The organism is Knoellia sp. p5-6-4 (genome assembly GCF_029222705.1).
Classification (GTDB): Bacteria; Actinomycetota; Actinomycetes; order Actinomycetales; family Dermatophilaceae; genus Pedococcus_A.
Genome location: NZ_JARGZF010000001.1, coordinates 1,296,334 through 1,310,890 on the forward strand (window position 1 = coordinate 1,296,334; position 14,557 = coordinate 1,310,890).

The 14,557-nt window shown below is 71.6% G+C and carries 13 protein-coding genes; 7 read left to right on the forward strand and 6 right to left on the reverse strand.

Annotated features, from left to right (window positions below; genetic code table 11):
- The first annotated feature begins 9 nt into the window (after positions 1-9).
- The 3 genes from disA (at position 10) to P2F65_RS06270 (ending at position 3,357) form a co-directional block, all read left to right on the forward strand.
- The gene (gene disA / locus P2F65_RS06260; protein ID WP_275805227.1) at positions 10-1,086 is read left to right on the forward strand and encodes a DNA integrity scanning diadenylate cyclase DisA; all 1,077 of its coding nucleotides are present in this window, start codon (positions 10-12) and stop codon (positions 1,084-1,086) included.
- Entirely contained in the window at positions 1,083-1,994 is a 912-nt protein-coding gene (locus tag P2F65_RS06265) for an A/G-specific adenine glycosylase (RefSeq protein ID WP_275805229.1), read from the forward strand. Before disA ends, P2F65_RS06265 begins: the two co-directional genes overlap by 4 nt.
- Positions 1,995-2,055: 61 nt before the next feature.
- Positions 2,056-3,357 (forward strand): MFS transporter, encoded by a 1,302-nt coding sequence (locus tag P2F65_RS06270; RefSeq protein ID WP_275805231.1) that lies wholly within the window; start codon positions 2,056-2,058, stop codon positions 3,355-3,357.
- Here P2F65_RS06270 and P2F65_RS06275 read toward each other — a convergent pair.
- The 3 genes from P2F65_RS06275 to P2F65_RS06285 form a co-directional block, all read right to left on the reverse strand.
- Complete coding sequence (locus P2F65_RS06275) at positions 3,348-3,833, reverse strand: amino-acid N-acetyltransferase (RefSeq protein ID WP_275805233.1); 486 nt, start codon at positions 3,831-3,833, stop codon at positions 3,348-3,350. The genes P2F65_RS06270 and P2F65_RS06275 overlap by 10 nt on opposite strands.
- A gap of 25 nt (positions 3,834-3,858) precedes the next feature.
- Entirely contained in the window at positions 3,859-5,037 is a 1,179-nt protein-coding gene (locus P2F65_RS06280; protein WP_275805235.1) for an LCP family protein, read from the reverse strand.
- Positions 5,038-5,109: 72 nt separating this feature from the next.
- A complete protein-coding gene (locus P2F65_RS06285; RefSeq protein ID WP_275805237.1) occupies positions 5,110-6,477 on the reverse strand; it encodes a hypothetical protein in 1,368 nt (455 codons plus the stop codon).
- 111 nt (positions 6,478-6,588) lie between these two features.
- Here P2F65_RS06285 and P2F65_RS06290 point away from each other — a divergent pair, with 111 nt between their 5' ends.
- On the forward strand, positions 6,589-7,281 hold the full coding sequence (locus tag P2F65_RS06290) for a DUF305 domain-containing protein (protein ID WP_275805239.1): 693 nt from the start codon (positions 6,589-6,591) through the stop codon (positions 7,279-7,281).
- Between the two features lie 70 nt (positions 7,282-7,351).
- Here the strand turns inward: P2F65_RS06290 and P2F65_RS06295 are convergent, their stop codons facing one another.
- Both P2F65_RS06295 and P2F65_RS06300 read right to left on the reverse strand, forming a co-directional pair.
- Positions 7,352-9,868 carry an ATP-dependent Clp protease ATP-binding subunit gene (locus tag P2F65_RS06295; RefSeq protein WP_275805241.1) on the reverse strand — a complete coding sequence of 839 codons (2,517 nt, stop codon included), beginning with the start codon at positions 9,866-9,868 and terminating at the stop codon, positions 7,352-7,354.
- 211 nt (positions 9,869-10,079) lie between these two features.
- The gene (locus tag P2F65_RS06300; RefSeq protein WP_275805243.1) at positions 10,080-10,595 is read right to left on the reverse strand and encodes a hypothetical protein; all 516 of its coding nucleotides are present in this window, start codon (positions 10,593-10,595) and stop codon (positions 10,080-10,082) included.
- A 175-nt stretch (positions 10,596-10,770) separates the two neighbouring features.
- On the opposite strand from P2F65_RS06300, the gene P2F65_RS06305 reads away from it, so the two are divergent.
- Positions 10,771-11,604 (forward strand): DUF4397 domain-containing protein, encoded by an 834-nt coding sequence (locus tag P2F65_RS06305; RefSeq protein WP_275805245.1) that lies wholly within the window; start codon positions 10,771-10,773, stop codon positions 11,602-11,604.
- 53 nt (positions 11,605-11,657) lie between these two features.
- The gene (locus P2F65_RS06310) at positions 11,658-12,311 is read left to right on the forward strand and encodes a class F sortase (protein WP_275805247.1); all 654 of its coding nucleotides are present in this window, start codon (positions 11,658-11,660) and stop codon (positions 12,309-12,311) included.
- 6 nt (positions 12,312-12,317) lie between these two features.
- On the opposite strand, the gene paaK is transcribed toward P2F65_RS06310, so the two are convergent.
- Positions 12,318-13,643, reverse strand: coding sequence for a phenylacetate--CoA ligase PaaK (gene paaK / locus P2F65_RS06315; protein ID WP_275805249.1), 1,326 nt, complete (start codon positions 13,641-13,643; stop codon positions 12,318-12,320).
- Between the two features lie 23 nt (positions 13,644-13,666).
- On the opposite strand from paaK, the gene P2F65_RS06320 reads away from it, so the two are divergent.
- Positions 13,667-14,530 (forward strand): trypsin-like peptidase domain-containing protein, encoded by an 864-nt coding sequence (locus P2F65_RS06320; protein ID WP_275805251.1) that lies wholly within the window; start codon positions 13,667-13,669, stop codon positions 14,528-14,530.
- Positions 14,531-14,557 lie beyond the last annotated feature (27 nt).

Consider the following 14,557-nt stretch of genomic DNA (forward strand, 5'->3'; position numbering starts at 1 on the left):
GTCCAGCGAGTGGAACAACGCGATGACGAGCTGCTGCTCGCCACCCTGGCCGCCGTGGCCCCCGGCACCGAGCTGCGCGACGGCCTCGAGCGCATCCTGCGCGGTCGCACCGGCGCCCTGATCGTGCTCGGCCACGACAAGCTCGTCGAGCAGATCTCGACCGGCGGCTTTCCCCTCGACGTCGAGTTCTCGGCCACCCGCCTGCGCGAGCTCGCCAAGATGGACGGCGCCATCGTCGTCGACCGCGAGGTCTCCCGCATCCTGCGGGCCGCCACCCAGCTGCTGCCGGACTCCTCCATCGAGACCAGCGAGTCCGGCACCCGCCACCGCACCGCCGAGCGCGTCGCCAAGCAGACCGGCTACCCCGTGGTCTCGGTCAGCCAGTCCATGCGCATCGTCGCCCTCTACGTCGCCGGCCGGCGGCACGTGCTCGAGGACTCCAGCGCCATCCTCTCCCGCGCCAACCAGGCCCTGCAGACGCTCGAGCGCTACAAGTCCCGGCTCGACGAGGTCACCGGCACCCTCTCCGCCCTCGAGATCGAGGACCTCGTCACCGTGCGCGACGTGGCCAGCGTGCTCCAGCGCCTCGAGATGGTGCGGCGGATCAGCGACGAGATCGCGGGCTACGTCGTCGAGCTCGGCGTCGACGGCCGGCTGCTCACCCTCCAGCTCGAGGAGCTCACCGGCGGCCTGGGCAACGACCGCGAGCTCGTCATCCGCGACTACCTCCCCGAGGCGCGCGGTGGCCTGTCGGTCGAGGAGGCGCTCACGGCGCTGGAGCAGCTGACCTCCACCGAGCTGCTCGACCTGTCGGCCGGCGCCAAGGCGCTCGGCTTCACCATCGTCGGCGACGCCCTCGACTCCGCCGTGAGCCCGTGCGGCTACCGGCTGCTGAGCAAGGTCCCCCGCCTGCCCGGCGCCATCGTCGACCGCCTCGTCGAGCACTTCGGCAGCCTGCAGAAGCTGCTCGCCGCCAACCTCGAGGAACTCATGGACGTCGAGGGCGTCGGCGAGGGCCGGGCGCGGGCGGTCCGTGAGGGCCTGTCCCGCCTCGCCGAGTCGAGCATCCTCGAACGCTACGTGTGAGCGCCTCGGTCCCGGAGCAGGAGCTGCACGCCCGGCTCCTCGACTGGTATGCCGGGGCCGCGCGTGACCTGCCGTGGCGCGGCGGGGCCTCCCCGTGGGGCGTCTTCGTCTCCGAGGTCATGCTCCAGCAGACGCCCGTCGCCCGGGTCGAGCCGGTCTGGCACGAGTGGATGCGGCGCTGGCCCTCCCCCGCCGACCTGGCGGCGGAGCCGCCGGGCGAGGCGGTGCGGGCCTGGGGGCGCCTCGGCTACCCCCGCCGTGCGCTGCGCCTGCACGCTGCGGCGACCGCCATGCGCGACGAGCACGACGGCGAGGTGCCGGCCACGGAGGCGGCGCTGCTCACCCTGCCGGGGGTGGGGGTCTACACCGCTGCCGCAGTCGCGGCGTTCGCCTTCGGCGAGCGCACGACGGTGGTCGACACCAACATCCGCCGGGTGCTCGCCCGGGTCTCGAGCGCGCAGCAGTACCCCGCGCCGGCGCTGACCCGGGCCGAGTACGAGCTGGCCGCCGCCCTCGTGCCCGAGGACCACGAGGACGCCGCCACGTGGAACGTCGCGGTGATGGAGCTCGGGGCCCTCGTCTGCACGGCCCGGACGCCCCGGTGCGGGTCGTGCCCCATCGCCGCCCTGTGCGCCTGGCGGCTGGCCGGCCACCCGGCATACGACGGACCGCCGCGACGCGGCCAGTCCTGGCACGGCACCGACCGCCAGGCGCGTGGCGCCCTCCTGGCGGTGCTGCGCGAGAGCGACGCACCGGTCGGCCGGGCCGCGCTGGCCGCCGCCGTGCCCGACCAGGCCCGCCGCGAGCGGTGCCTCGACGGCCTGGTGGCCGACGGCCTCGTGGAACCGCTGGCCCGCGGCCGGTTCCGGCTGCCGGGCAGCACGACGAGTGCGCGGTATGCCGGGTGAGCCGCAGCGCGGTCGGCGCGCCCCCGCGGTGAGACGCGGGGCCTCGCGCGCGGGTCACGCGGTGCGGCGCGCCACCACCTCAGGAGCGCGCCGGGCCCGGGCCTGGACGACGTGGGGCGGCGCCGGGGAGAGCGGCCTGTCGAAGGCCATCGAGCTGCACTTCGTCAACCTCGCCGGGGACGCGGCGGTGACGGTCTCCCTCGCCGGGACCGTCTTCGCCATGCCGACCGGACAGGCCCGTGGCGAGGTGGCCCGGTTCCTGCTCCTGACCCTGGCGCCCTTCGTGCTGCTCGCGCCGTTCGTGGGGCCGCTGCTAGACCGGTTCCGCCACGGCCGCCGGTGGGCGATCGGCACGACGCTCGCGGCGCGCGCCTTCCTCTGCTGGGTGCTCGCGGACGCCGTCGTCGACGACTCGGCGTGGCTGTTCCCCGCGGCACTCGGCTGCCTCGTCGCCTCCAAGGCCTACAGCATCACCCGCGCGTCTGCGGTGCCGCGGCTGCTGCCGCCGCACTACACCTTGGTGCAGGCCAACTCGCGCAACGCCTTCGCCGGTGTCCTGGGCATGGCGGTCGGCGGTGGCCTGGCAGGGGCCGTGGCCAGGATCGGCCCGCAGTGGTCGCTGCGGATGGCCTTCGCCATCTACGTCGTGGGCACCGTGCTGGCCATCCGGCTGCCCGCACGGGTGGACTCCTCGGCCGGCGAGCGGGACCTCGATGACACCGTGCCGATGCCCGTCGGGGGTGGGGCCGCAGGCGACCGCACGGTCTGGCAGCGGCTGCGGGCCCAGGTGGGCGCGCGGCCGGCCACCCTGCGTGCCGCGCTGGTCGCCTCGGTCGGCACGAGGATGCTGGTCGGCTTCCTCACCCTGTTCCTGACCTTCCTCATGCGCGAGCACCCGCTGCCCGGCGTCCCCGAGACCCTGGTCCTGGGCCTGGTGCTCGGCGCCGCCGGACTCGGCAACGCAGCGGCCACCCTGCTCGGTCGCTTCCTCAGCACCCGCCGGCCGGAGGCGATCGTCTCGGCAGCGCTCATCGCCGACCTGGCCCTGGCCGTGCTCACCGCCGCGTTCTACTCGCTGTGGACCCTGGTCGCCCTCGGGCTCGTGACCGGCCTGGGCGTGCAGCTCGCGCGGTTGGGCACCGACGCGATCGTGCAGCGCGACATCCCCGACGCCATGCGCACCCGTGCGTTCGCGTGGTGCGAGACGGCGCTGCAGATGGCGTGGGTCGTGGGCGGTGCCGTCGGCATCGCGCTGCCGCTCGTGCCCGAGCTCGGGTTCGGCGTCGCCGCCGGACTGCTGGCGGTGTGCCTGCTCGTCTCGGTGCGGGTGCGCGTGCGGGCGAGCCGGCCGGCTCAGAGCTGACGAAGCATCCGGGTGTTGCCCAAGGTGTTGGGCTTGACCCGCTCGAGGTCGAGGAACTCGGCGACACCCTCGTCGTAGGAGCGCAAGAGCTCGGCGTAGACCTCGGGGTCGACAGCCCGGCCCTCGATGGGCTCGAAGCCGTGCCGGGCGAAGAAGTCCACCTCGAAGGTGAGGCAGAACAGCCGCTGCACGCCGAGCTCGCGGGCATCCTCCACGAGGGAATCGAGCAGGGCCGAGCCGACGCCGGTGCCCTTGGCCTCCGGGAGCACCGCCAGGGTGCGGATCTCGGCGAGGTCCTCCCACATGACGTGCAGGGCACCGCACCCGACGACCCGGCCACCCACCTCGGCGACGCGGAACTGCTGCACCGCCTCGTAGTAGGTCACCGCCTCCTTGGCGATGAGCACCCGGGACTGCGCCATGGGGGCGACGATGGCCCGGATCGCCTTGACGTCGGCAGTGCGTGCGCGGCGCACCAGGGGCGAGCTTGCCGAGCCCGGGTCAGGCGCCAAGCCGTCCGTCCCGCAGGTCCGCGAAGATGCTCCGCGCGCGGCTGCCGAGCAGCACGACCGACTGCCCGGCCCGCATGCCCACCCCGCCGGGGACCGCTCCGGTGCGGATCGAGGACGCCTTCTTCCCGACGTACACGGCGGAGCACAGGGTCAGCACCTGCGCCGCGTTCAGGTCCGTCTGCAGGTGGGGACCCATGGCCGTGAGGTACTTGGGCAGGTGCGCGGGCCCGCGCGCCTGCGCCATGGCGATGCCGGCCTTGATGATCAGGCCTTGGTTGGTCGACCGTCCGAAGTCCCCGTTCGGGAGGTGCTTGCGCTCGCGGGCGAGGCCGAGCGCCGTCTTGGAGTTCAGGGTGTTCCGGCCCGCCTTGACGATCTGGTAGTTGTCGACCGACCGCAGGCTGGAGGCCGCCACGAAGGTGATCCCCCCGAGGGCCTTGACCATGGCGCGGAAGCCCTTGAACCCCGTCATCACGTAGCCGTCGACCGTGAGGCCGGTGGCCTGCTCGACGGTCCGCACCTGGCCCCTCACCCCCCGCAGCACCAGCGCGGCGTTGATCTTGTCGGTGCCCCCGCCGGAGATCGGCACGTAGGAGTCCCTGGGGATTCCGACGATGCCGCCGATCCCCTGGTTGTCCACGCCGATGAGCTGGAGGGCGTCGGCCCGACAGGCCTCCACCCTCTGGTGGTTGCGCGCGTCCGAGCCGATCGCCAGCACGCGCATGGGCTTCATGGGCACGCGCGCGACGCCGAGCGAGGGCCACCAACCGCCCACCACGGTCCAGCGCTTGTCCTTGACGAGGAGCGTCACGTCCTTGCCGTAGGTGACCACGGCGACCGGGGTGCCCTTCCAGGCGCCGGTCGACCCGGCCACCGCGATGCTCTTGGCGCGCACCTTCCGCTTGCCGAGGGCCTTGCCCACCGACGCGAGTGCAGGGACCTTGCCCCCGAGGTAGAGCGCCTGGGTGACGGCAAGCAGGTCGGCAGGCAGGCCCTTGCCGGTCACCTTCGGCTTCGGCGGGGCGGCGGTGGTCGTCGTGGTGGTCGTCGTCGTGGTGCTGCTCGCCCGCGGCGCGGGCTTGTCGTCCTTGGAGCACGAGGCGACGAGGAACGGAGCGGCGAGGAGGGACGCCACGAGGGAACGGCGGGGGACATGCAGATCAGCCACGCGCCCCACAGTAAGGGGACGCGTGGCTGGATCTGGTAATCGCACTGGTCAGCGCGTCGTCACCGGCTCGCCTCAGCGCAGCTGGTAGACGGGCTGGGACTGCACGTTGAGCTCGTCCATCGGCACCAGGTCGGCCTTCATCAGGCTCTTGTCGGTGATGTCGAGGACGTCGAAGCCCTGGCCGATGTCGGAGGAGTACACGTGACCGCGGTAGAAGTACGACGACCAGGTACCGCCACCGCCGCCCGAGGGGGCCGGGCCGCGCTCGAAGTAGCCGATCTCACGCGGGTTGGCCGAGTCGGTGAACTCCCAGAAGCTCGTGCCGCCCATGTACCAGGACTGCACCATGACGTCGCGGCCCTGCACCGGGATCAGCGAGCCGTTGTGGGCGACGCAGTTCTCGGTGTCGTTCTGGTGGCGCGGGATCTTGTAGTACGACCGGAAGGTCAGCTGGTTGTCCGCGCTCAGGTCGTAGATGCCGTTGGCGCCGCGGGTCGGGCCGACCTTGGCGTTGCAGGTGGCCGCACCGCCGCCACCGAGCTCGTCGGTGAAGACGACCTTGGTGCCCTTGGCGTTGAACGTCGCCGAGTGCCAGAACGCGAAGTTCACCGTGTCGGTCACGCGCTCCACGACCTTGGGCGCGACCGGGTCGGAGATGTCCATGATGATGCCGTCGCCCATGCAGGCGCCCGCGGCGATCTTCTTGGCCGGGAACGCGGTGATGTCGTGGCAGCCGCTGGTGTTGGTGTAGCCGCCGTCCGGGAACAGGTTCGGCGTGGCCACGACCTTGGCCGCGAGCGGGTCCGCGAGCGGCACGTCGATGATGGAGATCGAGTCGTGCGGCGGCTGGCAGTCCGGGAAGTCGGCGCGGGGCGAGTAGCTCGAGACGTAGAGGTAGACGCTGTCACCGCCGGGCACCACGGTGTGGGTGTGCGAGCCGCAGGCGGTCTCGACGGACGCGAGGTAGCTCGGGTTCGTCGCGTCGGAGATGTCGAAGATCTTGATGCCCTCCCACGACTCCTTGACCGCCGCCGACTGCGCGATCGACGAGCACGAGTCGTTGCTGCGCGACGCGTCGGTCGAGAGGAACAGCAGGTTGCCGTACACGCTGATGTCGTTCTGCGCGCCCGGGCAGCTCACCTGGGCGAGCATCTTCGGCTCCGACGGGGTCGTCACGTCGTAGATGACGAAGCCGTTGTAGTTGCCGACGAACGCCTTGCCGTCCTGGAAGGCCAGGTCCGAACCAGTCGCACCGGCCAGCGGCCCCGAGTGCGGGATGTTCTTGAGGTGCTCGACGTTGGCGCTGCGGCCGATCTCGTACGGCCCCAGCTCGGTGCCCGACTTGCCGACGCCATCCCCTGCACTGGCACTGGCGGCGCTGACGCCGCCCACCGCCACGGCCGCAGCGAACACGCTGGCGACCAGTCGACGAACTCTCATCCGGGTATCTCCTCGGTCTCGAAGGTTGGGCTCACCCTCCCCTGCAGGCTTTACGCAAACAAGACCGAAGACCTCTGTATTGGGTAAAAACTTGCACCTAGGCTCAGGGCCGTGAGAGTCCTCCCCCGAGTCGTCGCCGCCTCCGTCGGCCTCGCCGCGGCGTCCGCGTTCCTCTCGGGCTGCACGACCCGCTCCGAGCTGACCACGACCGCGACGGCGGTCACGTCGCCGACGGCGCCGGTCCTCCAGCCGGGGCGGCCGGGCGAGCCGAACGTGTCGCTCACCGGGACCGCCGCTGCTCCCCGTCCCGCTGCGCCGGTCGACCCCGACGACGTGCGGTTCCTCCAGGACATGGTGGTCCACCACGCGCAGGCGATCGTGATGGTCGACATCGCACTGGAGCACCTGACCGACGCCCAGGTGAAGGCGCTCGCCAGCCGCATCGCCGACGAGCAGGAACCCGAGATCGACTACATGGCCCGGCTCCTGCGCGAACGTGGGCAGGAGGTGCCGCCCCAGGCGGAGAACCCCCTGTTCGGGGCGAGCAGCCACGGCAGCCACGGCTCGATGCCGGGCATGGCGACGCCCCAGCAGCTCGACCAGCTCGCCGCCGCCCGGGGGGTCGAGGCCGACCGGATGTGGCTTCGGCTCATGACCGCCCACCACCAGGGAGCGCTCGAGATGGTGCTCGACCAGCACCGCAGTGGCCGCGACGAGGTCGTCACCCAGCTCGGCGACGAGGTCCACGTGACCCAGCTCGCCCAGATCAACCACATGCAGCGGATGCTCGACAGGCTCGCCTAGCGGGGGCGAGGGGGAACGAGGAGGCCCGGGACCAGCTGGTCCCGGGCCTCCTCTCGTGCGGCTGTGTGTGTCAGTCGCTGGTGTCGCCCACCGTCTCCACGACGGGGAGGTCGAGGGCGCCGGGGTGCGGGTTGCCGGTGAAGGTGAAGGTCTCGGCCTTGCCCTCGCCGGTGGTGCCGACCAGCACGATCTCGCCGGCCTTGAGCTCGCCGTAGAGGATCTTCTCGGACAGCACGTCCTCGATCTCGCGCTGGATGGTCCGGCGCAGCGGACGGGCGCCGAGCACGGGGTCGTAGCCCTTCTTCGCCAGCAGCGCCTTGGCCTCCATCGTGAGCTCGAGGCCCATGTCCTTGTCCTTGAGCCGCTTGTCGAGCTTGGCGATCTCGAGGTCGACGATGGCCACGATCTCTGCCTGCGTGAGCTGCGGGAAGACGATCGTGTCGTCGACCCGGTTGAGGAACTCGGGGCGGAAGTGCTGCTTCAGCTCGTCGACGACCTTGTTCTTCATCCGCTCGTAGTCGCTGCGGGAGTCCGGACCGGCCGAGAAGCCGAGCGAGACGCCCTTGGCGATGTCACGGGTGCCGAGGTTGGTCGTCATGATGATGACGGTGTTCTTGAAGTCGACCATCCGACCCTGGGAGTCGGTGAGGCGGCCGTCCTCGAGCACCTGCAGCAGGCTGTTGAAGATGTCCGGGTGGGCCTTCTCGACCTCGTCGAACAGCACGACCGAGAACGGCTTGCGGCGCACCTTCTCGGTGAGCTGGCCGCCCTCCTCGTAGCCGACGTAACCGGGGGGCGAGCCGAACAGCCGCGAGACGGTGTGCTTCTCGGAGAACTCCGACATGTCGAGCTGGATGAGGCTGTCCTCGTCGCCGAAGAGGAACTCGGCGAGCGTCTTGGCCAGCTCGGTCTTGCCGACGCCGGTGGGGCCGGCGAAGATGAACGACCCACCCGGGCGGCGCGGGTCCTTCAGACCGGCGCGGGTGCGGCGGATCGCCTGGGACAGCGCCTTGATGGCGTCGTCCATGCCGACGATGCGCTTGTGCAGCTCGTCCTCCATGTGCAGCAGCCGCGAGGACTCCTCCTCGGTCAGCTTGAACACGGGGATGCCGGTGCTCGCGGCGAGGACCTCGGCGATGAGCTCCTCGTCGACCTCGGCCACGACGTCCATGTCGCCGGACTTCCACTGCGACTCGCGCTCGGCCTTCTGGGCCAGCAGCTTCTTCTCGTCGTCGCGAAGGCGCGCGGCCTTCTCGAAGTCCTGGCCGTCGATGGCCGACTCCTTCTCGAGGCGCACCGAAGCGATGCGCTCGTCGAACTCGCGCAGGTCCGGCGGAGCGGTCATGCGGCGGATGCGCAGTCGCGCGCCGGCCTCGTCGATGAGGTCGATCGCCTTGTCGGGGAGGAACCGGTCGTTGATGTAGCGGTCGGCCAGGTTGGCGGCCGCCACCAGTGCCGCGTCGGTGATGGAGACGCGGTGGTGCGCCTCGTAGCGGTCGCGCAGGCCCTTGAGGATCTCGATGGCGTGCGACAGCGTCGGCTCGGCCACCTGGATCGGCTGGAACCGGCGCTCGAGGGCCGAGTCCTTCTCGATGTGCTTGCGGTACTCGTCGAGCGTGGTCGCGCCGATGGTCTGCAGCTCGCCGCGGGCCAGCATCGGCTTGAGGATGCTCGCCGCGTCGATGGCACCCTCGGCGGCGCCCGCACCGACGAGGGTGTGGATCTCGTCGATGAACAGGATGATGTCGCCGCGGGTGCGGATCTCCTTGAGGACCTTCTTCAGCCGCTCCTCGAAGTCACCGCGGTAGCGGCTGCCGGCGACGAGCGCGCCGAGGTCGAGGGTGTAGAGCTGCTTGTCCTTGAGGGTCTCGGGCACCTCGCCCTTGACGATGTCCTGGGCCAGGCCCTCGACCACGGCGGTCTTGCCGACGCCGGGCTCACCGATGAGGACCGGGTTGTTCTTGGTGCGGCGGGACAGCACCTGCATGACCCGCTCGATCTCCTTCTCGCGCCCGATGACCGGGTCGAGCTTGCCCTCGCGGGCGGCCTGGGTGAGGTTGCGGCCGAACTGGTCGAGCACGAGCGACCCTGCGGGAGTGCCCTCCTGCTGCACGCCGGCGCCGACACCGGCTCCGGCGCCCTCCTTGCCCTGGTAGCCGGAGATCAGCTGGATCACCTGCTGGCGCACCCGGTTGAGGTCGGCGCCGAGCTTGACGAGGACCTGCGCGGCGACGCCCTCCCCCTCACGGATCAGGCCGAGCAGGATGTGCTCGGTGCCGATGTAGTTGTGGCCGAGCTGCAGGGCCTCGCGGAGGCTGAGCTCGAGCACCTTCTTCGCACGCGGCGTGAAGGGGATGTGGCCGGAGGGAGCCTGCTGGCCCTGGCCGATGATCTCCTGGACCTGCTCGCGGACCGACTCCAGCGAGATGCCGAGGCTCTCCAGAGCCTTGGAGGCGACGCCTTCACCCTCGTGGATGAGGCCGAGCAGGATGTGCTCCGTGCCGATGTAGTTGTGGTTGAGCATGCGCGCCTCTTCCTGCGCGAGCACCACCACGCGGCGGGCACGGTCGGTGAACCGTTCAAACATCTCTCTGCTCCTGCCTAATCGAGATCACCTCGATGCTATCCGTGCGGACCGACCCCGGGTAACGGGTCGAGGGGGTCGATGCGGGATCGGGACCGTTCGGCGGACCGGTGGTGTCGCCTCGCACGGCTTCATACATGGGGGCAAACGCGGCGGTATGCCGGGGTGTTCCCCTTCTCGGCCCTCTGGCCTGCCTGTTCGCCGTGGGCGGACATCAGCTGTCCGGCCCCTTCTTCCGGACCTCCTCGACGTGTTCCATCGCGGTGCGCAGCTCGGCCAGCCAGCTGTCGGACTTCTCGCCGACCAGGCGGACGCACCAGGCGAGCGCCTCGGCCCGCGACCTGGCGACTCCGGCGTCGACGAGGGTGTCGAGCACTCTGCGCTCGGGCTGGCGCAGCCGCGTCATCACGGGGGCGGCGAGGTGGGTGAACAGGGCCTCGCGGTCGCCCACCCGGACACCCCAGGAGACCTTCCGGCCGCTGAGGTGCTCGAGCTCGCGGGCGATCTCGATGCGCCGCTCGCGGGTCTCCTCGCGGAAGGACTTGATGCGGGCGCGGGCGGCGACCTCGCGGTCGGAGTCGTCCGCATCCTCGGGCAGCTGCGGCTCGCGCAGGGTGCCGATGACGATGATCTCGTCGCGGTCGCGGCGGACCTCGACCGGGCCGGTGAACCAGTCCTCCGGGAGGCGGCCGGCCAGCCACGCCTCTGCGGTCGTTGTTCGTGTAGTCATGTAATCATGATTACAAGTGGACCACGGAGACGCCAGAGCGCGCTGTCAGCCCACAGCGAACCTGCGCAACGGGGAAACTAAATGAAGAACTTCCCCATCCGCCGCCCCCTCTGGACCGAACCGGTGGTGTCAGGGCGCCCATCCAGGGGGCGCACAGGTCGAGAAGGGCACACCCATGAAGACTCAGAGAACCCACGGACTGCGCGCCACACTCGCGGCTGCCGGCGTGCTCACCGCGGCGGGGCTGGCCGCGCTGCCGGCGCAGGCCGCCACTGGTGACGCCACGGTCACGGTGGTGCACGGCATACCCGACACCGCGGTCGACGTCTACGTCGACGGCAACCGCGCGCTGTCGAACTTCGAGTTCGAGACCGTCACCGACCCCATCAGCCTTCCGGCCGGGTCGCACGAGATCGAGGTGCGTCCCGCCGGGGCGGCCGCCAGCTCCGACCCCATCCTCGAGCTGTCGCCGGACCTGCCCGCGGGAGCCAACGCGACCGTGGTGGCCCACCTGACGGCCGAGGGTGAGCCCTCGATCAAGCCGTTCATCAACCCCACGGAGGCCGTGCCGGACGGCATGGGGCGCCTGGTGGTGCGCCACACCGCTGCTGCGCCGGCCGTCGACGTGCTCGCCGGCGGGGAGGCGGTCATCAGCGACCTGAGCAACCCCGACGAGAAGATGCTGATGGTGCCCGAAGGCACCGTCTCGGCCTCGGTGGCCGCCGCCGGGACGACCGACCCGGTGATCGGGCCGGTCGACCTGCCCGTGCAGTCGGGCCAGACCCTGGTCGTCTATGCGATCGGCAGCCTCGAGGGCGACACCCTGACCGCGGTGACCCAGGCCTACGGCAGCGGTGGCAGCGCCGCCCCGAGCACCGTCAACGCCGGCACCGGTGGCCAGGCTGACGGCGGCACCTCCGCTCCGCTGGCCGTGCTCACGGCCCTGGCCGGGGCTGCCCTCGTCGTGGCCGGGTCGCGCCGCCTTGCCGGCGCGTCCGCGAAGCGCTGACCGGGAACACCAGGGCACATCCCGTGCGAGACGGCAGGCACCGGCGACCAGGCATGACGGGCCTGGTCGCCGGTGCCCTGCTGCTCGCCGCCGCCGGGGTGGGGGCGGTGCGCGGCGTCGGACCGCAGCCCGGAACGGACGCCGGTGCCGTGCCCGCGGCCGTTGTGGCAGAACGCCCCACGACCTCTGCGAGCGGCCCGGCCGCCCCGTCGGCGTCGCCGCCCCCAACCCGCGGGTCCCTGACGGTGGCGCCCGACCGCTCGTTCAGGCCCACCGTCCTGAGAGTTCCCGCGATCGGCGTCGACGCTCCGGTCGTGTCGACCCGCGTGGACGCAACGGGCGCGCTAGTGGTGCCCGAGAGCCCGCGCGAGGTGGGCTGGTGGTCCGGCGGCGCCGCGCCGGGCGCCCCCTACGGGACCATCCTCATGGCCGGCCACGTCGACTCCGCCGAGGAGGGGCTCGGCAGCCTGGTCGACCTCAGCCGCACGCCGGTCGGCGCGAGCGTCACGGTGCGCGGCGCCGGCGGCAGCTCGGCCACCTATCGCGTCGTCGCCCGGCGCTCCTACCCCAAGGCGACCCTGCCGTGGCGCGACCTGTTCCGCCAGGACGTGCGGGCACGCCTGCTGCTGGTCACGTGTGGCGGGGAGTTCGACCGCCGCACAGGGCACTACGAGCGCAACGTCGTGGTGTTCGCCGTGCCCTCGTAGCCGCCGTCACCGCAGGTGCCGCTGGTCGTCGATCCTCCTGGCCTTGCCGAGCGAGCGCTCGAGAGCGTGGGGCTCCACCACCTCGACGGCGACGGTGACCCCGATCCGGTGCTTCACCAAGGTCTGCAGCTCGCGTGCCATGGCGCCGCGCCGCGCCTCGTCGACGTCCGCGGCGGAGGCCTCGACGCGCACGGTCAGCTCGTCCATCCGGCCGGGCCGGGTGAGCACGCAGAGGTAGTGCGGTGCGAGCCCCTCGACCCGGAGGATCAGCTCCTCCACCTGCGACGGGAACACGTTCACGCCCCGCACGATCATCATGTCGTCGGTGCGACCGGTGATCTTGGCCATCCGCCGGAACTGCGGGTATGCCGTGCCCGGCAGCAACGTGGTCAGGTCGCGGGTGCGGTAGCGCACCACGGGCATCGCCTGCTTGGTCAGCGACGTGAAGACCAGCTCTCCCTCCTCGCCGTCCGGGAGCACCTCACCGGTGACGGGGTCGACGATCTCGGGGTAGAAGTGGTCCTCCCAGATGTGCAAGCCGTCCTGGGTCTCGCCCGCCTCCTGGCTGACCCCCGGACCCATCACCTCGGAGAGGCCGTAGATGTCGACGGCGCGGATGTTGGTGCGCCGCTGGACCTCCTCGCGCATCTGCTCCGTCCACGGCTCGGCGCCGAAGATGCCGATCTCGAGAGAGGTCTCCTTGGGGTCGATCCCCTGGGCCTCCATCTCGTCGAGGATGGCGAGGAAGTACGAAGGCGTCACCATGATGATCCGGGGCCGGAAGTCCGCGATGAGCTGGACCTGGCGCTCGGTCATGCCGCCCGAGACGGGGACGACGGTGCAGCCGAGCCGCTCGGCGCCGTAGTGGGCCCCGATGCCGCCGGTGAACAACCCGTAGCCGTAGGCGACGTGCACCATGTCGCCCGGGCGACCCCCGGCCGCCGCGATGGAGCGGGCCATGACCTCGGCCCAGGTGTCGATGTCGCCCTTCGTGTACCCGACCACGGTGGGCCGCCCGGTGGTGCCGCTCGAAGCGTGGACGCGGGCGACCTGCTCGCGCGGGACGGCGAACATCTTGAAGGGGTAGTTCTCGCGCAGGTCGGCCTTGGCGGTGAAGGGGAACCGGGCCAGGTCGGCGAGCTCGCGCAGGTCGTCGGGCCGCACACCGGCCTCGTCGAACGCCTTCCGGTAGTGGGGCACGTTCTCGTAGGCGTGGCCGAGGCTCCAGCGCAGCCGGTCGAGCTGCAGGGCACGCAGCGACTCGAGGTCCGCCGGCACCGAGGGCGGGCGGAGGAGCGACGGGGTCCGAGAGGTGTCGACGACGTTGTCCATGTCTCCGAACCTATCCTCCGGCCGTGGCGCGACGTACCCTCGAAAAGGTGGCCGGGATCTTGCCGCCGAGGGCCGCGGGGGAAGCGGATGCCGGCCCCCCGGCGGAGCCGGCGCGGGCGGGACGTCGGCGGTGGGTGCTCCTGGCCCTCCTCGTGGTCGTCGTCGCGGCGGCCGTGGTGCTGCTCCAGAGCCGCCCGGGCACGCCCGCACTGACCCAGCGCGACGTCGACCGCGCCGTGGACGAGCGGGTCTCCAAGGCCCTCGAGGAGCAGCAGAACGCGCCACCGGTCGCCTCGGTCGTCTACCAGGCCGTCCTGCCCTCGTTGGTGCAGGTCGTCACGCAGGACGCCTCGGGTGCCTCGGTCGGCACCGGGGCGGGGGTCGTCGTCAACGCCTCCGGTGCCGTTCTCACGGCCTTGCACGTGGTGGACGGGGCCGAGGGCGTGCAGGTGCGCTTCTCGGACGGCACCCGCGCGGACGCCGAGGTCCGCACGCGCCGCGCCGAGGACGACATCGCCGTCCTCGCGGTGGACCAGCTGCCCGAAGTGGTCGTGCCGGCGGTGCTCGGGGGCGGCGCCCAGGTGGGGCAGGACGTCATCGCCGTGGGGCATCCCTTCGGGCTGAGCCGCACCCTCACGTCCGGCGTGGTCTCCGGGCTCGACCGCTCGGTGCGCCTCGACGACGGCGGTGAGCTGGACGGCCTCATCCAGTTCGACGCCGCGGTCAACCCCGGCAACTCCGGCGGCCCGTTGCTCAACGAGGCGGGCCAGGTCATCGGCATCGTCACCGGCCTCGCCAACCCCGCCGACCAGGCCTTCTTCGTCGGCATCGGCTTCGCGGTGCCCATCCAGACCGCGGGTGGGGCCGTGGGCGCGCCGCCCGTGTAGCCGCCGAACGCACGAGAAACCGAGGCA